This is a genomic window from Catellatospora sp. NPDC049133, assembly GCF_040648455.1.
GTDB classification, from domain to species: domain Bacteria; phylum Actinomycetota; class Actinomycetes; order Mycobacteriales; family Micromonosporaceae; genus Catellatospora; species Catellatospora aurea.
In genome coordinates this window covers 67,349-92,458 of sequence record NZ_JBEZDT010000011.1, presented here as the reverse complement: position 1 = coordinate 92,458, position 25,110 = coordinate 67,349, and the positions used below count along the sequence as shown (strand labels likewise).

The following is a 25,110-nucleotide window of genomic DNA, read 5'->3' as shown; positions in this document are numbered from 1 at the left end:
GATGCCGAGGCGTTCGGGCTGGCCGACGCCTGCGGGGCGGCGGGCGTGGTGCCGTTGCTGCCCGGCTTGGCGTTCTCCTTGGTCTCCGCCGGTTCCTGCTGCTGCTGTTCCGGCCGCGAGGGCTGGGTGACCGCGTTGGCGCACGCGCCGGGCACGGAACCGAGCTTGTCGCTGCCGTTGGAACCCGCGCCGCAGGCCAGCGCCGTGCGGGCCGCGGCGGAGCGCTTCTCGATCCGGTCCAGCAGGGACAGCGAGCCGGTGACCTTCTCCCGGTCGGTGCCGCTGTCGAGCAGCTGCCCGACGAGCATGCGCTGGTCGGCGACGAAGCGGTCGACCGCGTCCAGGGCGGAGGTGTCGCGTCGCGCCATGGCGGACGTGATCAGCATTCGGATGCCCTGTGTGGTGTCGCTGTCCATGTCGGTGAGCGCGGCCCCGAACCCGGTGGCGTCGGTGCGCACGGCGTGCGCCTCCGACAGGCGGGTGCGGGCGAACTCGAGGTAGAGCCGGCCACGGGACAGGTCCGAGCCGGCCAGCGCGAGCTGGGCCTTCTCGGTCTGCCGCTTGACGCCGTAGAGGGCGTCGCCGGGGATCGCCTCACCGCTGGCCACCGATACGCCGGACAGTGCCAGCGTGCCGGCGGCGATGCCGATGACGATCGCCCCGCGGGCGCGCGCCCGGCCGGGTGTGCGGGCGGTCCAGGGCGCCGCCGCGCGCTGGTCCTCGACGTCGGTCCGGGCGGTCACGCCGATGCCCTCGCGTTCCGCGGTGGCGATCAGCTGAGCGCGCAGATCCCGTTTGAAGTTGGCCTCGGGCGCGCCGGGCAGGGCCACGGTGCGCAGCTGCTGTCCGACGGTGACCAGCTCCGTGAGCTGGCCGTCGAGGCGGGACCGGGTGTGGTGACGGCGGCCGCCGTTGGCCTCGTCGAGCAACTGGGCGAAGCGCTCGGCACGCCCACGATCGAACAGGGAAATGTTGTTCACCGCGGGCACCCCCCTTCGCTGATCGCGGTGATGGTTACGGCGAACGCTGAGAATGCCGCTCGCACCCGGTCAAACGGGGCCAGGGCACGATCAGTTACGGCCGTCGAGGGTGACGGGGCACCCGGAGTGAGGTGAGTCACGTTCACGGTTGGAACCCCTCGGGCAGCAGGCGGGCGAGCGCGCGCACGGCGCGGTACTGCAGGGCCTTGATCGCGCCCTCGTTCTTGCCCATCGCCTGCGCGGTCTCCGCCACCGAGAAGCCCTGGAGGAACCGCAGCACGATGCACTCCTGCTGCTCGGGGTTGAGCTGCTTGACCGCCGTCAGCAGCGCCACGTTGGTGATGTGGTCCACCACGGCCGTCTCGGGGCTGCCCTCGGGGCCGCGGTCCTCGCGGTCGGCGTCCAGCACGTCGCCGGTGGTGACCTCCAGCCGGTACCGGCCGGACTTGAAGTGGTCGGCGACCAGGTTGCGGGCGATGGTGACCAGCCACGCGCCCAGGTCGCGGCCCTGCCAGGTGAAGCTGCTGATGCGCTTGAGCGCGCGCAGGAAGGTGTCCGAGGTCAGGTCCTCGGCCAGCGGGCGGTTGCCGACCCGGAAGTAGATGAACCGGAACACCGTGTCGACGTACCGGTCGTAGATGAGCCCGAACGCCTCGGCGTCGCCCTGCTGAGCCCGCTCCACCAGCGTCCACACCTCGTGTGCGGCGTCGCTGGGATCGGGCCGGTCCGGGTAGCCGGTGCCGCCGGAGCCGCCCTCCTCGACGGACGGCAGGACCTGGGTCTCGCCGCTCTCGACGGCGGAGCCGCCGGCCTGGGTGGGGGCGCTGCGCCCGTTGACCCGCCCGCCCACGGGTTTGGTGCCCGGGGGCTGGTGGCGGACCGCGGCGTCGTTGCTCTGCCGGGTGCGGATCCGCTGCGTGCCGCCGTCGCCACGTACCGCTGTGGCCAGCATGTCGTTGAGCGAAGTACGGAGCAGCGTCAGGCCGTCGACCAGGGCCCGGCGGGCCGCCGCCACCTCGCTGGTGACCACATCATCGCCGAACAACACAGAACTCATCCCGCCACCTCCGCGTGCCCCCAGACCGATCCGCCCCGGTGCTGCGGAGGGCGCGTACGACCTCCGGCATACCGGGCAATCTCCACCATAAGCCGCTGAACACCCATGAGGTACTCGTTCGGTGCGATAAACGGCACAAAGGCCTCCTCTGGCTGAGGGGTGTCGACTCATGGCAAAACGGGTGAGCCGACCCTGAGGACTATAAAGGCCCCAACTCACCCAGCGGTGTGGAGTCAGTTACACGCCGGACCGAAATGTTGCACCGGCACCCGTAGGGGTAGTCGCACACGTTGTGCGCTGGTCCGCGTACTGACCGAAAGTTTCGGGGCCGACTCACCCGGCCGGGTGATGCTGCTGTCGCGCCTGTGACAGCGTCGTGTCAGGGCGGTGAACGCGAGGGGTGGGCGCGCGGGCCGCGCTGTGGAAAACTCAGCCTCCGTGAACCTCGCCACACTGTTGCGCCAGCACGCCGCCGCGACCCCGGACCGCATCGCGCTGCGCGCGGGCGAGGAGAGCCTGACCTGGGCGGAGTGGGATAGGCGGGTCGACGCCGCCGCATGCGGCCTGGCCGCGCTGGCACTTCCCGCCTCGGCCGGACATCCCGCGCGTGTCGCGATCGCCCTGCCCAACGGCCTCGACTTCCCGGTCGCCCTGCTGGCCGTGCTGCGGGCGGGCCTGGTCGCGGTGCCCTGCAACCCCGGCTTCACCCCGCGCGAGCTGCGCCACGTGCTGGCCGACAGCGGGGCGCAGGTGCTGGTCGCGCCACCGGAGCTGCTGGCGGGTGTCGACGGCGCCGTGGCCCATCCGCTGACCGTGCTGCCGGTGGCCGAGGGCGCCCCGCCCGCCGAGGGCGCCGGTGACGGCCTGGCGCTGCTGCTCTACACCTCCGGCACGGAAGGCGTGCCCAAGGGCGCGATGCTGCCGCACGCGGCGCTGCTGGCCAACCACCGGCAGCTGGCCGCCGTGGAGCCGCCGCTGGTCGGCCCGGACGACACGGTGCTGCTGGCGCTGCCGCTGTTCCACGCGTACGGGCTCAACACCGGCCTCGGCTCGGTGCTGTTCCACGGCGCGGCCGGCGTGCTGCTCGCCGACTTCCACCCGGCCGCCTCCGCCACGCTGATCGCCGAGCACGAAGTGAGCGTGCTGGTCGGCGTGCCGCCCATGTTCCTCGCCTGGAGCGCGGTGCCGGACATCGGCGAGCGGCTGCGCTCGGTGCGGCTGGCGGTGTGCGGCGCGGCCGCGCTGGAGCCTGCCGCGGCGGCGCGCTTCACCGCGCTCACCGGGCACACCGTGCAGATCGGCTACGGGCTGACCGAGACCGCTCCGGTGCTGGCCTCCACCGTCGCGGCCCCGTCGGCCAAGCCGGGCTCCATCGGCCGGCCGCTGCCTGGGGTCGAGCTGCGCCTGGTGAACCGGGCCGGGGAGGACGTGTGGCGGGGCGGGGAGCCGCTCGGCGCGGCCGAGGAGGACGACCTCGACCTCGACGTGCCCGACTCGCCGGGCACCGACCCCGGCGAGGTGGTGGCCCGGGGGCAGAACCTGTTCGCCGGGTACTGGCCCGACGGCCGGGGCGGCCCGGACGCCGACGGCTGGTGGCCCACCCGCGACGTGGCGTACGCCGACGGCGACGGAGACCTGTTCCTGGTCGACCGGCTCGGCGAGCTGATCCTGGTCAGCGGCTTCAACGTGTACCCGGCCGAGGTGGAGCAGGTGCTGCTGGCGCACCCGGGCGTGGCCCAGGCGGCCGTGCTGGGCGCGCCGCACCCGATGACCGGGCAGCAGGTGCGCGCGGTGGTGGTGCCCGCCCAGCGGGGCGAGGTCACCGCGGCGGAGCTGGCCGCGCACTGCGCCCGCAACCTGGCCAGGTTCAAGTGCCCGAGCGAGATCGAGTTCGCGGACGCCCTGCCGTACTCGGTCATCGGCAAGGTGCGCAAGGGGCTGCTGTGATACGCGGAGCCCGGTCCGCGAGAATGACGGCGTGACCCGACTGACCCTGTACACCCGGCCCGGCTGCCACCTGTGCGAGGACGCGGTGGCGGTGCTGGAGCGCATCGGCGAGCCGTTCGAGGAGATCGACATCTCGGGCGACCGGGAACTGGAGGCCGAGTACGGCGACCGGATCCCGGTGATCATGCTGGACGGCCGGGAGCACGGCTACTGGCGGGTGGAGGAGCAGCGGCTGCGCCGCGACCTCGCGGCCTGATCTCCGCGGCCCGGGCGGGGCACCCTGAGCAGCGGTCACGCGAGTAATCTGGCGCGATGAAGCGCGGCGCGAAGCACCTTGTCTGGGACTGGAACGGGACCCTCGTCGACGACCTGCACCTGGTCGTGAACTCCACCAACGTGGCGTTCGAGGCGGCCGCTCCCGGCCTGTCGGTCAAGGTCACCGCCGACGAGCACCGCCGTGACTTCCGCCGCCCGATCAGCGAGTACTACGGCTCGGTGCTGGGCCGCACGGTCACCGAAGCGGAATTCGCCCAGCTGGACCAGATCTTCCACAACGCCTACCGCACCGGCCTGGCCGAGCTGGCCCTGGCCGCCGGTGCGCGGGACGCGCTGCGCGGCTGGACCGGAACGCAGTCGCTGTTGTCCATGTGGTTCCACGACGAGCTGGTCCCGACGGTCACCCGGTACGAGCTGACGTCGCACTTCATCCGGGTGGACGGGCTGCGCGAGCGGCTGGGCGGGGAGCAGGCGCACAAGGCCGGCCACCTGAAGCGGCACCTGGCCGAACTGCGCCTGGAGGGCGCGGACGTGGTGCTGATCGGCGACTCGATCGACGACGCCGACGCGGCGGCGTCCGTGGGCGCGCGTTGCGTGCTCTACACCGGCGGCTTCACCGATCCGGCCAAACTGCGCACGTATGGAGTGCCGGTCGCGGACAGCCTGCTGGAGGCGGTCGCGCTCGCGGCGTGACGTTCGTCTCTGGATGACGGTGGTCGAGGGCGCCAGTCACCGCTTTGGATGGTTTGCTTCTTCTGCATGTGTTTGCGGTGAATCAAGCGGGCGTGTTTTGGTAGCGATTGTCGTAGTTGCGACATAATCGCGGAGCAGCGCCCATCCGGACGTCCGTCGCGAACCGCCTTTTCGGCGACTCTCCGTGACGGGCAGAGCGGCGTCGGGCCAGAGTGGGGGCACACATGCCGCGGGGGCATTCTGGCCGATTCGCGCTCCCGGATGGGCGCGCTTTCAAGATCGCGATTTGTGCACCTGTTCACAAGCGCTTAGTCTGTTACCTCGACGTTCCCCGCTAGCACAGAGCCGTTCGGCCATGTGATCTGGGGTCTAAGCCTTGTTCGGCACGGAGTCTCATGAGTCAGCAGCGCACCGGTCACGAAGCCGGTATCACCGGCCGTGTCGGCGCGGTCACGCCCTCGGCGGCGCTCGGCAGCCAACCGGATTTCCCGGACCTGCCCGAGGCCACGGTGGCCCGACTGCCCGAATACCTGCGTGCTCTGCATCACCTCGCCGAGACCGGGCACGACACCGTCTCCAGTGAGGGCCTGGCCACCGCCGCCGGGGTCAACTCGGCCAAGCTCCGCAAGGACCTCTCCCACCTCGGCTCGTACGGCACCCGCGGCGTCGGCTACGACATCGAGCCCCTGGTCGGCCAGATCGAGTACATCCTCGGCCTGAACAAGCGCCGGGCCGTCGCCCTCGTCGGCGTCGGCAACCTCGGTCACGCGCTGGCCGGCTACGCCGGGTTCGCCAGCCGCGGCTTCCGCATCGCCGCGCTGTTCGACGCCGACCTGACCCGCGTCGGCGAGCTGATCAACGGGCTCGCCGTGCGGCACATCAGCGACATCCCCGAGGTGGTCAAGTCGGAGGCGATCTCCATCGCCGTGCTGGCCACCCCCGCCGGGGCCGCCCAGGCCGTCGCCGACCAGCTGGTCGCGGCCGGGGTCACCAGCATCCTGAACTTCGCCCCGGTGGTGCTCAACCTTCCGGAGCAGGTCGACGTCCGCAAGGTGGACCTCGCCGTGGAGCTGCAGATCCTCTCGTTCCACGAGCACCGCAAGTCGGCCCGCGGGGCCGAGCTGGCCAAGGCGGTGGCCCTGGCCGGCGACCAGGCAACGTCTGCCGCCCCGGCGGCACTCAACGGGGCCGAACCGGTCCGCCCGGTGGCCCGCGCCGCCGGCCGGGGCCGGGTCGCCCGCGTCATTGCCGAGGCGGGTGGGGCCGTGAACGGCAGCCCGGCCGCACGAGGAGAGGTGGCCGCGTGAACCTCGTCGTGGTCGGCGCGTCGTACCGGACGGCGCCGGTGGAACTGCTGGAGAAGCTGTCGCTGGTCGAAGGCCCGCAGGCGCTGCCCCGGCTGCTGGCCGGTGGTGAGCTGGCCGAGGCGGTCGTGGTCTCCACCTGCAACCGGGTAGAGGTCTACGCCGCCGTGCCCGCGTTCCACGCCGGTCTGAGCCACCTCGGCGAGGTGCTGTCGGAGCTGTCCGGCGTGCCCGCCGAGCAGCTCGCGAGCACCCTCTACGTGCACCACGGCCAGGACGCGGTGCGCCACGTCTTCCGGGTCGCCGCCGGGCTCGATTCGATGGTGGCCGGCGAGGCGCAGATCCTCGGCCAGCTCCGCGAGGCATACCAGCACGCCACCGAGGCCGACGCGGCCGGCAAGGTGCTGCACGAGCTGCTGCAGCAGGCCCTGCGGGTCGGCAAGCGGGCGCACGCCGAGACCGGCATCGACCACGCGCCGCGCAGCATGGTCAGCGCCGCGCTGGACCACGCCGTCGCGAACTCCGCGGACTGCCACCGCTGGCTCGTGGTGGGGGCCGGGGCGATGGGCGCGCTGGCCGTCGCCGAGCTGACCCGCCGCGGCGCGGGCACGGTCACCGTGGTCAACCGCGGCCTGGACCGCGCGCAGCGGCTCGCCGACGCGTACGGCGCCACCGCCGCCCCGATGGAGCGCCTGCCCGAGCTGCTGGTCGACGCCGACGTCGTGATCACCGCGACCGCCTCGACCGGCCACGTACTCACCACGGGCAACGTCGGTGCGGCGCGCGCCGGGTCCGCCAAGATCCTGACTATCATCGATCTGGCGATGCCGCGCGATGTCGAGCCGGCCGTCGCCGAACTTCCCGGGGTGCGGCTCGTCGACGTCGCGCGCCTGGGCACCGTGCTCGACCCGGCCACGTCCGGCGCGCCGGTCTGCCCCCGCTCGTCCGCCGACCGCGAGGTCGCGGCCGTGGAGGAGATCGTCGCCGGCGAGGTCGACTCGTACGCGAGCTGGCTGCGCGGCGCCGAGGTGGCGCCGACGGTCGCCGCGCTGCGGGCCAGGGCCGAGGACGTGGTCAGCGCCGAGCTGCGCCGCCTCGCCCAGCGCCGCAGCGACCTGACCGACGAGCAACGCGCCGACGTGGCGCACACCGTGCACCGGATCGTGCAGCGCCTGCTGCACCAGCCCACCGTGCGGGTGCGCCAGCTGGCCGCCGAGCCCGGCGGGGAGGCGTACGCCAGCCTGCTGCGCGACCTGTTCGACCTGTCGGTGATCCCCGGATCGCCGGACCACACCACGGTGGCCGACGTGCCAGATTTGAAGGGGGGTGCCTGATGAGCCGTACCGGAGTGCTCCGGCTGGGTACGCGGGGCAGCGCCCTGGCGATGGCGCAGTCGCAGACCGTCGCGGATCTGGTGACCGCGGCGACCGGCCTGCCGGTCGAGCTGGTGGAGATCGCGACGGCGGGCGACCGCTCGTCCGCGCCCGTGCAGCAGCTCGGCGTGGGCGTGTTCGTGTCCGCCCTGCGTGACGCGCTGACCGCGAAGGAGATCGACTTCGCGGTGCACTCGTACAAGGACCTGCCCACCGCGCCCGCCGACGGCCTGTCCATCGCGGCCGTGCCCGAGCGGGCGGACCCGCGCGACGCCCTGATCGCCCGGGACGGGCTGACCCTGGCCGAGCTGCCCGCCGGCGCCGTGATCGGCACCGGCGCGCTGCGCCGCATCGCGCAGATCAACGCGCTGGGCCTGCCCGTCACCACCGTGCCGATCCGCGGCAACGTGGACACCCGGCTGCGCAAGGTCGCCGACGGCGAGCTGGACGCGGTCGTGCTGGCCCGCGCCGGCCTGGCCCGGCTGGGCCGCGCCGGTGAGGTCACCGAGATCCTGGACCCGATGCTGATGCTGCCCGCGCCCGCCCAGGGCGCGCTGGCCGTCGAGTGCCGGTCCGCAGATGCCGATCTGGTCGAGGCCCTCGCGGCCCTCGACCACCGGGCGACCCGTGCGGCGGTCACCGCCGAGCGGGCGCTGCTGGCCGCGCTGGAGGCAGGGTGCAGCGCACCCGTCGCCGCGCTGGCCGAGACAACCGAAGACGACGAGATCTACCTGCGCGGTGCGGTGATCAGCGTGGACGGGCGGTTCGCCCTCCGGCTGTCGCGCACCGGAACGCTCGCCGAGGCCGAGCAGATCGGGCGGGCCCTGGCCGCCGACCTGCTCGAAGACGGTGCCGAGAATGTACTTGGGAGTGCAGAATGACCCGCACCCGTAAGCCCGCCGGGCACGTCGCGTTCGTCGGGGCTGGACCCGGCGACCCGGGACTGCTCACCCGCCGCGCGTACGACACGCTGCTCGAAGCCGACCACATCGTGTACGACCGCAGCGTGCCCGACGCGCTGCTCGACACGCTCAAGGCCGAGACCGGCGACCTGACCGAATACAGCCCCGCCGAGGGCGTGCCCGGGGACGTGGCCAAGGTGCTGCTGTCCGAGGCGCGTTCGGGTCGCAACGCGGTGCACCTGGTGACCGGTGACCCCTTCGGCCACGACGCCGTGGTCAAGGAGGTCCAGGCGGTCGCCCGGACCAACGTGCGCTTCGCCGTCGTGCCCGGCGTGCCCCAGGCCGCCGGTGTGGCGACCTACGCGGGCGTGCCGCTGACCGGTGTGCGCACCGCTGCCGACGTCGACGACGTCACCACGCTCGACTTCGACGGGCTGGCCGCCGCGGTGCGGCACGGCTCGGTCGCGCTGGCCGTCGACGCCGGCGACCTCGCCTCGGTGCGCGACGGCCTGCTGGCCGCGGGCGTCGACGGCACCGCCCCGGTGGCGATCACCGGTGACGGCACCGGCGACACGCAGTACACGACCACCTCGTCGGTGGACAGCTTCGTCGCCGCCGCGCTGGGCTTCTCCGGCCGGGTCGTGGTGACCGTCGGCGGGGGCGTCCAGCACCTGGACAAGCTCGGCTGGTGGGAGCGGCGGCCGCTGTACGGCTGGCGCGTGCTGGTGCCGCGCACCAAGGAGCAGGCGGGCGTCATGAGCGCGCGGCTGCGGGCGTACGGGGCCATCCCGTGCGAGGTGCCGACGATCGCGGTCGAGCCGCCCCGGACCCCGGCCCAGATGGAGCGGGCGATCAAGGGCCTGGTCGACGGCCGGTACGCGTGGGTCATCTTCACCAGCGCCAACGCGGTGCGCGCGGTGTGGGAGAAGTTCGGCGAGCACGGCCTCGACGCCCGCCACTTCGGCGGCGTCAAGATCGCCTGCATCGGCGAGGCGACCGCCGAGGCGGTCCGCTCCTTCGGCATCCAGCCCGAGCTGGTGCCCGCGGGCGACCAGTCGAGCGAGGGTCTGCTCGCCGAGTTCGCGCCGTACGACGAGATCTTCGACCCGGTGGGCCGGGTGCTGCTGCCCCGCGCCGACATCGCGACCGAGACGCTCGCCGCCGGGCTCACCGAGCGCGGCTGGGAGGTCGACGACGTGACCGCCTACCGGACCGTGCGCGCCGCGCCGCCGCCGGAGGAGATCCGCAACGCCATCAAGTCGGGTGGTTTCGACGCGGTTCTCTTCACGTCAAGCTCCACAGTCCGCAATCTCGTCGGTATCGCCGGCAAACCGCACCAGCGTACGGTGGTTTCGGTGATCGGCCCGAAGACGGCCGAGACCGCACTGGAGTTCGGTCTGCGCGTCGACGTGCAGCCCGAGCACGCGTCCGTCCCCGACCTGGTCGAGGCGCTCGCGATGTACGCCGTCGAGCTGCGTGAGCGGCTCGCCGCGATGCCTGCCAAGCAGCGCCGCGGCTCGAAGGTGCAGGGCCCCACCGCCCTGCGCTTCCGCTGAGCTGCGGCACCACGTGATCGAAGTGTCCTCGACGTCGTTATAGCAGCGTCGGGGACACCTCGATCACAGGAAAGACAGGGAGTGCGTGATGTCCTTCCCGAACGTGCGGCCGCGACGGCTGCGCACGACCGCGGCGATGCGGCGGATGGTCAGCGAGACCCGGCTGCACCCGGCCGAGCTGATCCTGCCGCTGTTCGTGAAGGAGGGCCTCGCCGAGCCCCGCCCCGTGAAGTCGCTGCCCGGCGTGCTCCAGCACTCGCGCGAGTCGCTGCGCAAGGCCGTCGCCGAGGCGGCGCAGGCAGGCATCGGCGGGGTCATGCTGTTCGGCATCCCGGCCGAGAAGGACGCCGTCGGCTCCGGCGGCATCGACCCGAACGGCATCCTCAACGTCGCGATCCGCGACGTGGTCGCCGAGGTCGGCGACAGCGTCGTGGTCATGAGCGACCTGTGCCTGGACGAGTTCACCTCGCACGGCCACTGCGGCCTGGTGCGCCCCGACGGCTCGGTGGACAACGACGCGACCCTGGCGGCGTACGCCCGCATGGCGGTGGCCCAGGCCGCCGCTGGCGTGCACGTGGTCGGCCCCTCGGGGATGATGGACGGCCAGGTCGCCGTGGTACGCCGCGCCCTCGACGAGGCCGGCTACCGCGACACCACGATCCTGGCTTACGCGGCCAAGTACGCCTCCGCCTTCTACGGCCCGTTCCGCGACGCTGTCGAGTCGTCGCTGGAGGGCGACCGGCGCACCTACCAGCAGGACCCGGCGAACCTGCGGGAGTCGCTGCGCGAGGTCGCGCTCGACGTCGCCGAGGGCGCCGACATCGTCATGGTCAAGCCCGCGCTGCCCTACCTCGACGTGGTCGCCGCGGTCCGGGACATGGTCGACGTGCCCGTCGCCGCCTACCAGGTCAGCGGCGAATACGCGATGGTCGAGGCGGCCGCCGCCAACGGCTGGATCGACCGCGACCGGGTGATGATGGAGACGCTGCACTCCATCCGCCGCGCCGGCGCGCAGATGATCCTCACGTACTGGGCCACTGACGCCGCCCGCCGCCTGCGCGCGGACTTCTAGCCGCCCGCCCCGCAGGGGCGATTTCAAGATCGCTGTTTGCGGTCATCTTGTGAGGCCTGGCCTGACATCTTGACCGAAAACAGCGATCTTGCTGGTGGAAGGGCGTCGTGCGACGGCGCGGGACGGGTCAGCTGCAGCAGCCGCCACCGCAGCAGCCGCCACCGCCGGACGGCGCGGGGATCGCGTCGCCGCGGCCGGAGAGGCCGACGGTGGTCAGCAGCTTCACGGTGTCGTCGTGGCCGGCCGGGCAGGGCGCGGGGTCACCCGCGGCCGCCATCGGCCGGTTCACCTCGAACGTGTCGCCGCAGGCGCGGCAGCGGAAGTCGTAGCGTGGCATCGGATCAGCTTATGCGGAGGTTGGCGGCCAGTTCCACGACGTCGCCCTCGTACTCCAGCCACTGGCGGTCGGCGACGAAGCCGAGCTCCTGGTTGACCTTGATGAGGGGTTCGTTGACCGCCGCGTTCCAGGTCTGCACCTCGGTCAGGTTCGGCTCGGCCGAGCGCAGCTCGAACAGCATCCGGGCCTTGATGGCACGGCCCACGCCGTAGCCGCGGTGGCGCGGCACGACGACGGTGTCGTACTGGTCGGCACGGCCGGGGCGCTGGGCGGGCACCACGACCTCGGTCAGGCCGGCGACCTCGCCCGTCTTCTCCTGGACGGCGACCACGATGTAGAGCTTCAGGCCCCGGGCGGCCAGGGTGTGCAGGCTGGCCAGCAGCCGCTCCGGCTCGTAGGAGCTCGGGCGCAGCTCCAGGTCGCCGAGGTCGTAGTCGTCGCGCACCTCGGCCTTGGCGGCCGCGTACGGCGTGATCAGGTGCTCGGGCGGGCCGTCGGCGTAGAACTCGATCTGGTAGCCGGCGCCGACGCCCGCGGCCATGTCGCCGAGGGAGAACCAGTCGACCGTGTCGAGCCGCAGCACGCTGCGGATCTCGGTGAACGCCAGGGTGAAGCCGTGCGCGTGGTAGAAGTCGACGGCGGACGTGCCGCCGGCCACCTCGACGCCGAGCGTGGTGAAGCCCTTGCGCAGGGCGACCCGCACCTGCTCGGTCAGCAGCGCGCGGCCGATGGCCTGCCGGCGCGCCTTGGGATGGACCAGGATCTCGACGACGCCGATGTCGCCCAGCAGGATGATGCTCCCGGCGCCCAGCGGGGCCACGCCGCGCGCGGCGTCGCCCTCGTTCTCCTCGACCAGCCACATCATCTTGCGTTCACCGGGCATGGTGACCGCCAGGTAGTCGCGCATCCGGCCGTCTTGCCACAGGGGATCATCAGGTAGGTCGACCGCGGACACCTCGTTGAGGAGCGCGACCAGAGAGGTGATCTCAGTGGCGGCGGCGGTACGGGGATCCCATTCGCGCACCTTCACTTGTCCAGCTTGCACACTGCGCCCCCGAAACGGAAGGGTCCCACCTGTCATCGTATGCAAACCATTACTCTGAGTGGCGTTCAACGACGCAGGCAGTGGCGGACGGTAGTGTTATGGGCCGTTTCGCTGAACTGTGCGAGACGTCCGGTGGATCAGGTCTGACTGCTACGACCGTACGCCTGCGCGGTGTCGTACACCTTCTGCAGGTACACCCCGACGTTGTTGTACGACAGCACCACCGATTTCCAGTTGGCCACGACGGTCAGGTCCTTGTTCGGCGCGCAGAGGTAGTACGCCGCGGACAGCGCCGCGTCGTCGAGGTCGTGCGGGTCGATGAGCTGGTCGTTGTCGGCGTCCACCCCGTAGGTCGTCCACGTGGTCGGGATGAACTGCATGGGGCCGACCGCGTGGTCCCACTTCTTGTCGAGATCGAGCCGGCCGGCGTCGGTGTCGTTGATCTTCTTGGTGTTCTTGGTGCCGTCCAGGGCGGGCCCGACAATCGGCGGCAGCGCCTTGGCGTCGTCGCCGAGCTTCGCGCCCTTGGCGCGGCCGTGATCAGATTCGATCTTGCCGATCGCGGCGAGCGTGGTCCACCGCAGCTTGCACGACGGGCGGGTCGACGTCACCACCCATTCGGCGTACGCATACGCCTCCAGGGCCGTCACCGGCACGTTCACCTTGGCGGAGGTGGCCTCGGCCCAGCGGCGGAACGCGGCGGCCGGCCGGGCCACGGGGCTCGGCGCGGCGGTGGCCGTGGGGAGCGGTTCGAAGCTGGGGCTCGGCGTCGCGCTCGCGGGCGCCTCGCTCGACACCGACGGCGACGGCGCGGGCGCGGCCTTGGCTCCGACCAGAGAAGGGATCAGCAGGGCACCGGACGCGCCGGCCGCGGCCACCAGCAACGCGAGGGTGACGCCCGTGGTCGTGAGCCGGCCGACCGGGCGGCGCGACTGCCGCCAGACCACGCGGCCCGCGTCCATCGCCGCCGAACGCAGCCGCACCATCGCCGCCCCGACCGAGATCGCGGGCACCGCCTCGGTCCCCGGCACCGCCTCGGTCCCCGGCACCGCCTCGGTCCCCGGCGCGGCCTCGGCCGCCGGCGTGGCCGCAGCATCCGCTGTGGCCGCAGCATCCGCTGTGGTCGCAGCGTCCGCTGTGGTCACGGTGTTCGGCCTGGTCATGGCATCGCCGTCGGCCTCGGCCGCTGTCGCGGCAACGGTTTCCGCGTCCTGCGGCGCCGTCGCGCCGACAGCATCCTCGGCGGCCGGCTTCCGAGCCCGCGCCGCCGCTTCCGTGGTGTCCTCCCCGTCCCGCACGGGTCGAGTATGCCTCGCGCGCGCCGCATTGTCGTGCGCACGCCGTGTCCGTCGGCGACGGCTCGGATGATCCGGTTGTGACCTCACGGCCCACATCCGCCCTGCGGTGTCGTCGTTACGACGGTTGCAAGCTCGACACGGCACTGATCGGCTTCACCGTTCGCGGACGGCGACACCCTCGGACGGCTCGATCAACCCGTTCTCACGATGTCCTGTGCAGGTGGGGGTACGGCAGCATGAACCGCGACTTCCAGGGGGGCGGAGGTTATCCGCGCGTGCAGCAGCGTACACATCTGCCTCGTGGGCAGGTGACGTTCTTGTTCACCGACATCGAGGGCTCGACCCGACTGGCCCAGATGCTCGGTGACGGCTACCGGCCGGTGCTCCACGAGCACCGGCGGGTGCTGCGTGCCGTGCTCGCGGCGGCCGGTGGTGTGGAACTGTTCACCGAGGGCGACTCCTACTTCTTCGCCTTCGCCGACGCCTCGACCGCGGTGGAGGCGTGCGCCTGCGCGCAGCGTGCGCTCGAAGCCCACACGTGGTCCGACCCGCAGGCGCAGCCCAAGGTGCGGATGGGGCTCCACACCGGATTCGCGCAGCCGCACGGCGGTGAGTACGCCAGCCCTGAGGTGCACCGCGCGGCCCGGGTCGCCGCGGCGGCGCACGGCGGGCAGATCCTGCTGTCGGCGTCGACCGCGCAGGCCGCGTCCCGCCTGCCCGACCAGGCCTGGCTGCTGGACCTGGGCCTGCACCGGCTGCGCGGCTTCGACGGCCGCGAGCGCCTGTTCCAGCTCGTCGCACCCGAGCTGGAACAGCACTTCCCCCGCCCGCGCACCGAGCGCACCGCGCCCCACAACCTGCCCAGCCCGCTGACCTCGTTCGTGGGGCGGCATCCGGAGCGTGTCGAGCTGGCCGAACTGCTGTCGGCGCACCGGCTGGTGACCGTGGTCGGCGCGGGCGGGGCGGGCAAGTCACGGCTGGCCGTGGCCGTCGCGCACGACCTCATCGAGTCCTGTCCGGACGGTATCTGGAGCGTCGACATCGCCGGTGTCACCGATCCGGGACTGCTCGCCTTCACCGTCGCCACGGTGCTGGGGCTGCGCCCGGAGCCGGGCCGCCCGGTCGTCGAGACGCTGGTCGAGCATGCCTCGACCCGCCGCCTGATGCTGCTGCTGGACACCTGCGAGGCGCATGTGGGCGCCGTCGCGCCGCTGGTGGCCCAACTGCTGGCCGGCGCGCGTGAGGTGACCGTGCTGGCCACCAGCCGGGAGCCGCTGGGCATCGCGGGTGAGCTGGTCTGGCGCATCCCGCCGTTGTCGCTGGCGCCCGCCGGGGGTGGTGGCGTCAGCGACGCGGTCACGCTGCTGGCCGAGCGCACCGCGGCGGCCCGGGGCGGGCGCGCGGTCGAGCCGGCCGAACTGGCCGACCTGGCCCGGGTGGCGGCCCGTCTGGACGGGCTGCCGCTGGCCATCGAGCTGGCCGCGGCCCGGCTGCGGGTGCTGTCCGGCGGTGAGCTGGCGGCTCGGCTGCACGCCGAGCTGACCGCGGAGGAGAGCGACCCGCTGCAGGCCCTGGACGCGGGCCCGCCGCACTCGGGCGCGCACGCCCGGCACGCCACCATGCAGGCCACGGTGACCTGGTCCTACCGCACCCTGCCCGACGACGCGGCGCGGCTGCTGCGCTGGCTGTCGGTCTTCGCCGGGCCGGTCGGCCTGGCCGGGGTGGAGTCGCTGATGGACGACGACCCGCTCGGCCCGCTCACCGTGCTGGTGGACAAGTCGCTGGTGCAGGCCGAGCCGGGCGCGCACGGCACGACCTACCGCATGCTCGACCCGATCCGGGGGTACGCCGCCCGGCGGCTGGCCGCGCACGGGGAGGAGGCAGCGGCCCGGGACCGGCACGTCGCCTGGGCGCTGCGCGCGCTGCAGGCGGTCGGGCGCGGGCCGGACGAGCAGCCGGTGACCCTGTCGCTGTACTCGATCGACCCGCTCATCGCGGAGCTGCGCGCCGCGCTGCGCTGGTGCGGCACGGGCGGCAGCGCCCGTTCCGGGCTGCAGATCTCCTGCGGGCTCGACCAGTGGTGGCGGGAGCGGGGTCTGGCCCGGGAAGGCCGCCTGTGGCTGTTCCGGCTGTACGCCCGCCTGTCCGAGACCGGCGAGCGGGTGCCCGACGCGGAGCTGGCCCGCGCCTACCATGCGCACTCGGGCCATGCCGCCGTCGACGGCGAGTTCGTCGAGGAGCTGCGGTTCAGCCGCCGCGCCGAGGCCGCCGGCCGCCGTGCCGGGGATCCGGGCCTGCTGGCGCGGGTGCTGGCCGGGCGATCGGGCGCGCTGCGCGACGCGGGCAAGCCCGACGACGCCGAGCAGGCCTGCCGTGAGGTGCTCGCCTGGGCGACCCGGTACGACGTCGCGCCGGACGCGCTGTTCGCGGTGTGCAACCTGGCCGAGTTGCTGTGGCTGCGCGGCGCGCTCGACGAGGCCGCCACGCTGCTGGCCGCCTCCCGCCAGCTGGAGCAGCTGCGCCCGGCCGAGCGCGGGCGGCGCACCCTGGACCTGCTGCTGGGCATGGTGGCGCTGCGCCGGGGCGACCTGGTCGCCGCGCACGAGCACCTGACCGTGGCGCTGCGCTCGCGCATGGCGTACGGCTTCCACGGGCGCGCCTGCGTGGCCGTCAAGGCGATGGCGGCCCGGTGCGTGCAGGGCGGGGACGCGATGACGGCGGCGACGCTGTTCGGAGCGGCCGAGTCGACGACGGTACGGCTGCACTGCGGGCCGGGCATCTTCGCCCCGTACTGGACCGCGCAGCAGGAGGCCGCCCGGATCGCGCTCGGCGACGCGGTGTTCGACGAGGCGTACGCCCACGGCGCGGCGATGTCGCTGGGGGAGACGGCGTCGCTGGCGCTGGCCGTGGAGCACCCTGATCTCGCGGTGGACTCCAGCCGCTTCGCCGAGCTGCCCAGCGGCTCCTGAACCGGCCCCTGACGCAGTCCTGCGCAGCCTTCCCGGAGACGGATCGGGAAGCCTGCGCAGGAACCGCGGGAGCGGGCGTCGTCAGTCGTTCTCGGCGGCGCGGCGCAGCGCGTCGTCCTTGAGCTTCTGTGCCTTGGCGATGTCGGCCTGGCTCACCGCGCCGACACTGCCGAACTGCTTGACGGCCTGGTAGTACGTCCAGGCGAGGCTCGTGCAGGCGGGTCGCACGACGACGTTGTACGTCGCGCACTTGCGCTTGAGGTCCTCGTAGAACGCGCTGTCGATGCGGGCCTTGTTCGCCGAGAACTGGCCCATCGCCTTGTAGTTGCGGTAGTTGAAGTCGTGCCGGTGGCAGGACAGCTTGAAGTCGAAGCCGAGCGGGTTGTCCGGGCTGCTGGAGCAGTAGTCGGTGCTCCAGTCGAAGGCGTAAGCCGCCCACGCGCCCTGGTTCTGCCGCGCGCTGTTCCACGCGTTGTAACTGGTCACGCTGGTCTGGCTCCAGCTCGACATCACGGAGAGCTTTTCGGCGGGGGTGACCGCCGCGGCCGGCGAGGAGATCGCGAGAACGGCGATCATCGCGGCTGCGGGGGCGAGCAGCAGGCGCAGGCGGGACATGGCTTCACCTCGGCGAATAGGGTTCGTCTGGGGTTCAACGAGCCGGTGGCCCGACGCTGGGGTGTGCATCGGTGGAGCTGAATGTAGTCGTTGCGCCGATGTTTCGGAAGTGTTGATTTTTCCGGCACGGCAGGGGCTTGCAACCCCGCTGCCCGACGCTTACGTCCCCTGCCTGGAGACGACGGGAAGGGACGACGTGAGGCGCGAGGACGAACCGGAGTACCGGGAGTACGTGGCGGCACGGCTGGAGAGCCTGCGGCGCATCGCGTTCCTGCTCTGCCACGACTGGCACGCCGCTGACGATCTGGTGTCGACGGTGCTGCTGAAGCTCTACCGGTCCTGGTCGCGGGCCCGCCGGGCGGACAATCTCGACGCCTACGTGCGCGGCATGCTGACCAATGCCTGGCTGGACGAGCGGCGGCGGCCGTGGCGGCGTGAGCGGCCGGAGGCGGAACTGCCCGAGGTCGCGGCCGCGCCGGTCGAGCCGGACGACCGCAGCGGCATCGGCCGGCTGCTGCGATCGCTCGGTCCGCGGCAGCGGGCGGTGGTGGTGCTGCGCTTCTACTGCGACCTGTCGGTCGAGCAGACCGCGAACCTGCTCGGCATCTCCGAGGGAACCGTGAAGAGCCAGTCGGCTCGGGGGCTCGAGACCCTGCGTGGCCTGGCAATCGAGGCGAATGCAGAGGGACGGCTATGAACGACTACCGAGACACCCTGGACGAGTACGTGGGCACCGCCCCGCGTACCGCCATCGACATCGACGACCTGGTCCACCGGGGCAGGCTCGCCCAGCGGGGCCGCCGGATCGCGGCGGCCTCCGCGGGGCTGGCCCTGTCCGCGATCGTGACACTGTCAGCGGTGAGCCTGCTCGGCACGACGGCACCGGGGCCGCAGCTTCCGGTGGCTGCCTCAGCGGCTGCGTCCACGCCGTTCGCGGGAGCGGAGACGCCGGACGAGCGGGCGCAGCGGCTGCTCGACGTCCTCAAAGCGGCGATCACCCGGGAGGCCCCGGGGGTCACCGGGCTGGAGACCCTACGTCGGCAGATGCACGTGTGCAGCCCGGGGGCGACGCCGCCCGTGCGGCTGGCGCCCTACGACGCCGCGACGTTCGACACGGTCTGCCCCGCCGACTCCACGCTGCACAAGCTGCGCCTGGAGAACTTCGACTGGCTGGGACAGCTCACCGTCGGAGAGGTCACCACGACGGTGCGCATCCATGTCGGCGCGGTTCCCGCCGAGGACCCGTCGGGCGAACCGGAGCTGATGCCCGAGCTGGGGCGCAAGCTGCCCGGCGGCGGCGCGGGGGTGCCCAGCGCGCCGGCCGTGGCGGTGATGTCGAACGAGCTGACGGTGCAGGTGGTGAAGCCGGACGGGACGCTGTTCTTCGTCGGGCACCCGGAGAAGCACACGCTGCCCTGGACCGAGCTGTGGCAGGCCGTCGGGGTGGACCCGGCACTGCACCTCTGAGGTCGTACGGGAAAGGGCGCCCACCGGGTCTCGGTGGGCGCCCTTTCTCACGAGCACGCGAAGGGGTGCGTGCTCAACCCCCGGATCAGGGGACGAAGCGGGCCGGGCTGGGCAGGCTCTCGTTGTAGAGCCGGTCCAGCGAGGTGACGAAGTAGGTGTAGCGCTGGCCGGGCACCGCGGTGGTGTCCGTGAACTCCGTGCCCCGGGTCGTCGCGACCAGGTTCGTCGCGTCGGCGAAGTCGCAGGCGCCCGGCAGGATCCGCAGCCCGTTCACGCGGTAGACCGCGTACGACGCGGCCTGGCCGAAGGGGCCCGCCCCGTCGGCCAGCGGCTGCCACTTCAGCGCGATCCCGGCGTCGCTCCGGTCGGCCTTGGTGACGACCGGGAACAGCAGCGGCTTGCCGGGCAGGTGCGACATGGTCGGCACCAGGGCCGGCTTGCTGTAGTGGTCGGCGGCGTACAGGTCGGTGGCGCCGATCCGGTTGGCCCGCACCTGCACAGCGCTGAAGTGCACGTTTCCGGACACGTTGTAGTCGCGGTTGAAGGTGAGGTGCTTGCTCATCTCGGCCGGGTCGAACCAGGCGGCCGGCTGCCCGGCCGTGGCGATCTTGTAGTCGGCCTGGCCGATGTAGAGCTGCGTGTTCGTGCCCGCGACCACGTCGGACCACCACGGCACGAGCTTGGCGTAGTCGGCCACGGCCAGCCCGATGTTCCAGTAGATCTGCGGCACGATGTAGTCCAGCCAGCCCTCCTTGACCCACTTGCGGGTGTCGGCGAAGTTGGCGTCGTAGGACTGGGTGCCGTTGGTCTCCGAGCCCAGCGGGTCGGCGGCCTTGTTGCGCCAGATGCCGAACGGGCTGACCCCGAACTTCACCCACGGCTTGGCGGCCTTGATGCGCTGGCTCATCTCGTGCACCAGCAGATCGATGTTGTTGCGCCGCCAGTCCGCCTTGCCGGCGAAGCCGGCCCCGTACTGCTCGAACGTGGCCTGGTCGGGGAAGTCCTGGCCGGCCGCCGGGTACGGGTAGAAGTAGTCGTCGAAGTGCACGCCGTCGATGTCGTAGTTCTCGACCGCGTGCATCATCGCGTCCTGCACGTACTGGCGTACCTCCGGGATGCCCGGGTTGTAGTAGAGCCGGCTGCCGGCCGCGTTGACCGGGTAGGCCACCGCCCAGTCCGGGTGCACCCGCGCCGGGTGCCCGGGTGCGAGGTTGTTGACGTCGGTGCCCGCGCCCAGACCGCTGGCGCTGGTCGGCATGGAGATGCGGTAGGGGTTGAACCAGGCGTGGAACTCCAGGTTGCGGGCGTGCGACTCGGCGACCAGGAAGGCCAGCGGGTCCCAGCCCGGCCCGACGTTGTCGCGCTTGCCGGTCAGCCACTCCGACCACGGCTCGTACGGCGAGGGCCAGAACGCGTCCGCGGTGGGGCGGATCTGCACCACGACGGCGTTGTGGTTGAGCCGCTGGGCGAGGTCGAGCCAGCCGCGGTACTCGGCCTTGAGCTCCTCCTCGGCCTTGCCGGGGGCGCTCGGCCAATCGATGTTGACTACGCTGGCGATCCACATCGCCCGCAGCTGCCGCTTGGGCAGCGCGGGGTTGAGCGTGCACTCCGTCGCGTCCGGCGTGGCCGCCGGCGCGGAGGACAGCGGGTCTGCCTGCGCGCCGCCGGGCACCAGCAGCGCGCCGAGCAGCGCTGTCGCGGCCGCGGCCGCGATCAGTCTCATGCGCATGAGAATTCCTCCAGTAGCAATGTGCAGTCCGAAGAAAACTTTCATTCTCCGGCCAAGAACGCAAGTGGCTCGATGGGTACGGTTCCCGAGGACTTCTCATCTGCCGCTACCATCTGGCGGACGGTGACAGCGTGTCGCCGGCCACACGTGGGGAGTTGACATGTCCTACTCCGACTACGGTTCGCGTCGCGACGAGCCGGAGGGTCACCCGACGGACCCGTGGCGGCGTTCGGGCGGGGACGACGGGTACGGCCAGCCGCCGTCGGCCCCGACTTCCGGTACCAATGGCACATATCCCCAGCAATACGGCTATCCCCAGCAGAACAGTGGTTATCCACAGCAGCCGGGTTATCCACCGGCCGGAGGTTATCCACAGGACGGCGGGTACGCCGGATCCGGCGGCTACGGTGGCGGGCACGCTCAGCAGGGCCCCGCCGGATACCCCTCCCAGAGTGGATATCCGCAGGCAGGGGGCTATTCGCAGCAGGACCGGCCAGGTGCTGCGGGCGGTTATCCACAGCAGGGCGGCTACGGCCACCAGGACGGCAGTTACCCACAGCAGGGTGATGGTTACCCACAGCAGGGTGGATACGGCCAGAGTGGATATCCACAGCCGGGTGGGTACGGTGCACAGGCCGGTCAGGGCGGCTACGGCCAGGGCGGCTACCCGCAGCAGGGCGGTTATCCCCAGCAGCAGCCGTACGGGCAGCCCGCGGCCTACGGCAGGCCCGCGGGGCAGGGCGGCTACCAGGACGGCTACGCCCAGCAGGGCGGCTTCCTGGGCGACGTGAGCGTCGACGACGATCCGTTCGCCGGCCACGAGCCGCGCAGCAAGCGCCGCTACGAGCCCGACCCGCCGTACAAGAAGTCCCGCAAGGGCTTGTGGATCACGCTCGTGGTGCTGCTGGTGCTGTGCGGCGGCGGAGCGGGCGGCGGCTACTTCTTCCTCAAGGACTTCATCAGCGAGGCCGCGGACACGGTCGAGCAGGCCGCGAGCATCACCGTGAAGGAGCCGACGCAGCTCGGCGGGCGGGAGAAGAGCGCCGAGCCCGACCTGGTGAAGGCGGCCGACGAGCTGAAGACCCAGATCTCCAAGGAGATGCCCGGAGCGACCGCCTCCGTGGCGGCCTTCTACGGCGACGTGAAGTCCAAGAACATGGCGATGGTCTTCGCGATGGCGATGATCAACCCGAAGCCGGACGTGGCGTTCGACGAGTTCACCAAGTCCATGACCGAGGGCTCGAAGATCACCGAGGAGTGGGTCGCGGTCGAGCCGGGCCCGCTGGGCGGCATCGCCAAGTGCGCCGCGCTGACCATGGACAGCGGCCCGGTCGCCATCTGCGTCTGGGCCGACAAGGGCAGCCTGGGCTCGATCATGTACTTCGACAAGAAGGTCGCCGACGTGAAGGCCAAGTTCGCCGCCGAGCGCGGCCAGCTGGAGACCAAGACCGAGCCGGAGTCCTGAACCACGGCAGACACGAAAGCGCCGCCCGCGATCGTCGCGGGCGGCGCTTTCGGGTGTCAGCCGGCTACAGGATGGTCCAGGTGTCGCCGGAGTTGAGCAGCGCGGCCAGGTCGGCCTCGGGCTCGCCGGCCTTCGCCTTCGCCGCGTCGAGCTGGTTGCGCACCAGCTCGTCGTAGGACGGGCGGCGCACCGAGCGGAACACGCCCACCGGGGTGTGCCGCAGGTCCGGCCCGGCCAGCCGGGACAGCGCGAACGCGTACGCCGGGTCCTCGGCGTGCGCGTCGTGGGTGAGCACCTCGCCCGCGTCGACCGCGCCGGCCTCGCTCACGGCCAGGCCGAAGCTGCCCGCCGGGTGGGTGACCACGTGCGAGCCGTCCTTGCCGAACGTGATCGGCTGCCCGTGCTCCAGCCGGATCAGATAGGCGTCGCGCGTCTCGGGGTCCTTGAGCACCTCGAACGCGCCGTCGTTGAAGATGTTGCAGTTCTGGTAGATCTCCACGAACGCCGAACCCTGGTGCTCGGCCGCCTGGCGCAGCACCGACTGCAGGTGCTTGCGGTCGGAGTCGATGGTGCGGGCGACGAACGAGGCCTCCGCGCCCAGCGCCAGCGAGATCGGGTTGAACGGCGCGTCCGAGGAGCCGGTCGGCGTCGACTTGGTGATCTTGCCGATCTCGCTGGTGGGCGAGTACTGGCCCTTGGTCAGACCGTAGATCTTGTTGTTGAACAGCAGGATCTTGATGTTGACGTTGCGGCGCAGCGCGTGGATCAGGTGGTTGCCGCCGATGGACAGCGCGTCGCCGTCACCGGTCACCACCCACACGGTCAGGTCCGGCCGCGACACCGACAGGCCGGTGGCGATCGCCGGGGCACGCCCGTGGATCGAGTGCATGCCGTAGGTGTTCAGGTAGTACGGGAAGCGCGAGGAGCAGCCGATGCCCGACACGAAGACCGTGCGCTCGCGAGGGATGCCCAGCTCGGGCAGGAAGGTCTGCATCGCGGCCAGGATCGCGTAGTCACCGCAACCCGGGCACCAGCGCACCTCCTGGTCGGACTTGAAGTCCTTCGCCGACAGCTGGACCGGCACCGCGTTAGACATTCTTGATCACTTCCTCGAGCATGGTCTCCAGCTGGGTGGAGGTGAAGGGAAGCCCGCGCACCTGGTTGTAGCCGACGACGTCGATCAGGAAGCGCGCCCGGATCACGTGGGCCAGCTGGCCCAGGTTCATCTCCGGGATGACCACCTTGTCGTACGACGCCAGCACCTCGCCCAGGTTCTTCGGCAGCGGGTTCAGGTGCCGCAGGTGGGCCTGCGCCACGTTCACCCCGCGCTGGCGCAGCGCCCGCGACGCCGCCCCGATCGGGCCGTACGTCGAGCCCCAGCCCAGCACCAGCACCTTCGCCTCGCCCGACGGGTCCTCGACCTCGACGTCCGGGACGTCGATGGCCTCGATGCGGGCGGCCCGGGTGCGCACCATGAAGTCGTGGTTGGCCGGGTCGTAGGAGATGTCACCGGTCTTGTCGGCCTTCTCCAGGCCGCCGATGCGGTGCTCCAGCCCCGGCGTGCCCGGCACGGCCCACGGCCGCGCCATGGTCTCCGGATCGCGCAGGTACGGGTAGAACTTGCCGTCCTCGCCGTTCGGACCGCTCGCGTACTCGACCCGCAGGTCGGGCAGCTCGCTGATCTCCGGCAGCAGCCACGGCTCGGAGCCGTTGGCGACGTAGCCGTCCGACAGCAGGATGACCGGGGTGCGGTACTTCAGCGCGATCCGGCAGGCCTCGATCGCGGCGTGGAAGCAGTCCACCGGGGACTGCGCGGCCACCACCGCGACGGGCGCCTCGCCGTGCCGGCCGAACAGCGCCATGTTCAGGTCGGCCTGTTCGGTCTTGGTCGGCAGACCCGTGGACGGGCCGGCCCGCTGCACGTCGACGATCACCAGGGGCAGCTCCAGGGCCACCGCGAGCGAGATCGTCTCGCCCTTGAGCGCCACACCCGGGCCACTGGTCGTGGTGATGCCCAGCGCGCCGCCGTACGCCGCGCCCAGCGCGACGCCGATCGCGGCGATCTCGTCCTCGGCCTGCACCGTGGTCACGCCGAGCTTCTTGTGCTTGCTCAGCTCGTGCAGGATGTCCGACGCCGGGGTGATCGGGTACGCCCCCAGCAGCACCGGCAGCTTCGCCTTCACACCCGCGGCGACCAGGCCCAGGGCGAGCGCGGTGTTGCCGGTGATGTTGCGGTAGTTGCCCGGGGCCATCTGCGCCGGCGGCACCTCGTAGCGCACCGCGAAGCCCTCGGTGGTCTCGCCGAAGTTCCAGCCCGCGTTGAACGCGGCCTTGTTCGCGGCGACCAGCTCGGGGCGGGCGGCGAACTTCTTCTCCAGGAACGCCATCGTCGACTCGTGCGGCCGCGAGTACAGCCAGCTCAGCAGGCCCAGCGCGAACATGTTCTTGGCCCGCTCGGCGTCCTTCTTGCTCACCGGGTGCTCGGCCAGCGCGCCGACGGTCATGCTGGTCAGCCCGACCTTGTGCACGTCCCAGCCGGCGAGCGAGTCGTCCTCCAGCGGGTTGCTGTCGTAACCGACCTTGGCCAGGTTGCGCTTGGTGAACTCGTCGGTGTTGACGATGATCGTGCCGCCCTTGGGCAGGTCGGCGATGTTCGCCTTGAGCGCCGCCGGGTTCATCGCCACCAGCACGTTCGGCGCGTCGCCGGGCGTGAGGATGTCGTAGTCGGCGAAGGCGACCTGGAAGCTCGACACGCCGGGCAGCGTGCCGGCGGGCGCGCGGATCTCCGCCGGGAAGTTCGGCAACGTCGAGATGTCGTTGCCGAGCTGGGCGGTCTCCGACGTGAACCTGTCGCCGGTGAGCTGCATGCCGTCGCCCGAGTCACCCGCGAAGCGGATCACCACCCGGTCGAGCTGGTGGATCTCCTTGGCGGGATGCCCGTGCTCGCTGAGCTGACCGGCCTGCCCGGCGCCCTCACGATGTTCGGCCACTGGACGCGACCTCCTGCTGGGGTGGTGTGCTGTTA

19 protein-coding genes and 2 pseudogenes are annotated in these 25,110 nt (G+C 71.8%); 12 read left to right on the top strand and 9 right to left on the bottom strand.

The features are described from left to right. Nucleotides 1-140: 140 nt before the first annotated feature. Together AB0B35_RS14795 and AB0B35_RS14790 are read right to left on the bottom strand one after the other, a co-directional pair. Nucleotides 141-989, bottom strand: a pseudogene (locus AB0B35_RS14795) (DUF5667 domain-containing protein); the annotation flags it as partial. Nucleotides 990-1,122: 133 nt separating this feature from the next. Continuing rightward, the gene (locus AB0B35_RS14790) at nucleotides 1,123-2,037 is read right to left on the bottom strand and encodes an ECF subfamily RNA polymerase sigma factor, BldN family (RefSeq protein WP_203691288.1); all 915 of its coding nucleotides are present in this window, start codon (nucleotides 2,035-2,037) and stop codon (nucleotides 1,123-1,125) included. Nucleotides 2,038-2,475: 438 nt separating this feature from the next. On the opposite strand from AB0B35_RS14790, the gene AB0B35_RS14785 reads away from it, so the two are divergent. The 8 genes and pseudogenes from AB0B35_RS14785 to hemB all read left to right on the top strand — a co-directional run bounded on the left by AB0B35_RS14785 (nucleotide 2,476) and on the right by hemB (nucleotide 11,160). Then, nucleotides 2,476-3,984, top strand: coding sequence for an AMP-binding protein (locus tag AB0B35_RS14785; protein ID WP_361045173.1), 1,509 nt, complete (start codon nucleotides 2,476-2,478; stop codon nucleotides 3,982-3,984). A 31-nt stretch (nucleotides 3,985-4,015) separates the two neighbouring features. Next, nucleotides 4,016-4,240, top strand: a complete 225-nt coding sequence (locus tag AB0B35_RS14780; protein WP_361045170.1) for a glutaredoxin family protein — start codon at nucleotides 4,016-4,018, stop codon at nucleotides 4,238-4,240. A gap of 56 nt (nucleotides 4,241-4,296) precedes the next feature. Beyond that, nucleotides 4,297-4,953, top strand: coding sequence for an HAD hydrolase-like protein (locus AB0B35_RS14775; RefSeq protein ID WP_361045167.1), 657 nt, complete (start codon nucleotides 4,297-4,299; stop codon nucleotides 4,951-4,953). Between the two features lie 395 nt (nucleotides 4,954-5,348). Further along, nucleotides 5,349-6,062, top strand: a pseudogene (locus tag AB0B35_RS14770) (redox-sensing transcriptional repressor Rex); the annotation flags it as partial. Nucleotides 6,063-6,256: 194 nt separating this feature from the next. Beyond that, nucleotides 6,257-7,591 carry a glutamyl-tRNA reductase gene (locus tag AB0B35_RS14765; protein ID WP_361045165.1) on the top strand — a complete coding sequence of 445 codons (1,335 nt, stop codon included), beginning with the start codon at nucleotides 6,257-6,259 and terminating at the stop codon, nucleotides 7,589-7,591. After that, on the top strand, nucleotides 7,591-8,511 hold the full coding sequence (gene hemC / locus AB0B35_RS14760) for a hydroxymethylbilane synthase (RefSeq protein ID WP_360531315.1): 921 nt from the start codon (nucleotides 7,591-7,593) through the stop codon (nucleotides 8,509-8,511). Before AB0B35_RS14765 ends, hemC begins: the two co-directional genes overlap by 1 nt. Beyond that, the gene (locus AB0B35_RS14755) at nucleotides 8,508-10,088 is read left to right on the top strand and encodes a uroporphyrinogen-III synthase (protein ID WP_203691274.1); all 1,581 of its coding nucleotides are present in this window, start codon (nucleotides 8,508-8,510) and stop codon (nucleotides 10,086-10,088) included. The genes hemC and AB0B35_RS14755 overlap by 4 nt, the downstream gene beginning before the upstream one ends. 88 nt (nucleotides 10,089-10,176) lie before the next feature. Then, nucleotides 10,177-11,160 (top strand): porphobilinogen synthase, encoded by a 984-nt coding sequence (gene hemB / locus AB0B35_RS14750; RefSeq protein WP_361045161.1) that lies wholly within the window; start codon nucleotides 10,177-10,179, stop codon nucleotides 11,158-11,160. A 127-nt stretch (nucleotides 11,161-11,287) separates the two neighbouring features. On the opposite strand, the gene AB0B35_RS14745 is transcribed toward hemB, so the two are convergent. The 3 genes from AB0B35_RS14745 to AB0B35_RS14735 all read right to left on the bottom strand — a co-directional run bounded on the left by AB0B35_RS14745 (nucleotide 11,288) and on the right by AB0B35_RS14735 (nucleotide 13,591). Next, the gene (locus AB0B35_RS14745; protein ID WP_361045158.1) at nucleotides 11,288-11,497 is read right to left on the bottom strand and encodes a zinc ribbon domain-containing protein; all 210 of its coding nucleotides are present in this window, start codon (nucleotides 11,495-11,497) and stop codon (nucleotides 11,288-11,290) included. Between the two features lie 4 nt (nucleotides 11,498-11,501). Continuing rightward, a complete protein-coding gene (locus tag AB0B35_RS14740; RefSeq protein ID WP_361045154.1) occupies nucleotides 11,502-12,527 on the bottom strand; it encodes a GNAT family N-acetyltransferase in 1,026 nt (341 codons plus the stop codon). A gap of 152 nt (nucleotides 12,528-12,679) precedes the next feature. Next, complete coding sequence (locus tag AB0B35_RS14735; RefSeq protein ID WP_361045151.1) at nucleotides 12,680-13,591, bottom strand: lytic murein transglycosylase; 912 nt, start codon at nucleotides 13,589-13,591, stop codon at nucleotides 12,680-12,682. 524 nt (nucleotides 13,592-14,115) lie between these two features. Between AB0B35_RS14735 and AB0B35_RS14730 the strand changes: the two genes are divergently transcribed. Then, nucleotides 14,116-16,809, top strand: coding sequence for an adenylate/guanylate cyclase domain-containing protein (locus AB0B35_RS14730; protein WP_361045149.1), 2,694 nt, complete (start codon nucleotides 14,116-14,118; stop codon nucleotides 16,807-16,809). 81 nt (nucleotides 16,810-16,890) lie between these two features. Here AB0B35_RS14730 and AB0B35_RS14725 read toward each other — a convergent pair whose 3' ends face one another. Continuing rightward, nucleotides 16,891-17,424 (bottom strand): phospholipase, encoded by a 534-nt coding sequence (locus AB0B35_RS14725; RefSeq protein ID WP_361045146.1) that lies wholly within the window; start codon nucleotides 17,422-17,424, stop codon nucleotides 16,891-16,893. Between the two features lie 196 nt (nucleotides 17,425-17,620). On the opposite strand from AB0B35_RS14725, the gene AB0B35_RS14720 reads away from it, so the two are divergent. After that, nucleotides 17,621-18,121 (top strand): SigE family RNA polymerase sigma factor, encoded by a 501-nt coding sequence (locus tag AB0B35_RS14720; protein WP_361045143.1) that lies wholly within the window; start codon nucleotides 17,621-17,623, stop codon nucleotides 18,119-18,121. Continuing rightward, on the top strand, nucleotides 18,118-18,891 hold the full coding sequence (locus tag AB0B35_RS14715; RefSeq protein WP_361045140.1) for a hypothetical protein: 774 nt from the start codon (nucleotides 18,118-18,120) through the stop codon (nucleotides 18,889-18,891). The genes AB0B35_RS14720 and AB0B35_RS14715 overlap by 4 nt, the downstream gene beginning before the upstream one ends. An 85-nt stretch (nucleotides 18,892-18,976) precedes the next feature. Here the strand turns inward: AB0B35_RS14715 and AB0B35_RS14710 are convergent, their stop codons facing one another. Further along, nucleotides 18,977-20,620 (bottom strand): family 10 glycosylhydrolase, encoded by a 1,644-nt coding sequence (locus AB0B35_RS14710; RefSeq protein WP_361045137.1) that lies wholly within the window; start codon nucleotides 20,618-20,620, stop codon nucleotides 18,977-18,979. A gap of 160 nt (nucleotides 20,621-20,780) precedes the next feature. Here AB0B35_RS14710 and AB0B35_RS14705 point away from each other — a divergent pair, with 160 nt between their 5' ends. Beyond that, entirely contained in the window at nucleotides 20,781-22,085 is a 1,305-nt protein-coding gene (locus AB0B35_RS14705) for a hypothetical protein (RefSeq protein WP_361045134.1), read from the top strand. Nucleotides 22,086-22,149: 64 nt separating this feature from the next. On the opposite strand, the gene AB0B35_RS14700 is transcribed toward AB0B35_RS14705, so the two are convergent. After that, the gene (locus AB0B35_RS14700; RefSeq protein ID WP_203691244.1) at nucleotides 22,150-23,181 is read right to left on the bottom strand and encodes a 2-oxoacid:ferredoxin oxidoreductase subunit beta; all 1,032 of its coding nucleotides are present in this window, start codon (nucleotides 23,179-23,181) and stop codon (nucleotides 22,150-22,152) included. After that, entirely contained in the window at nucleotides 23,174-25,006 is a 1,833-nt protein-coding gene (locus AB0B35_RS14695; RefSeq protein ID WP_361045489.1) for a 2-oxoacid:acceptor oxidoreductase subunit alpha, read from the bottom strand. The genes AB0B35_RS14700 and AB0B35_RS14695 overlap by 8 nt, the downstream gene beginning before the upstream one ends. Nucleotides 25,007-25,110 lie beyond the last annotated feature (104 nt).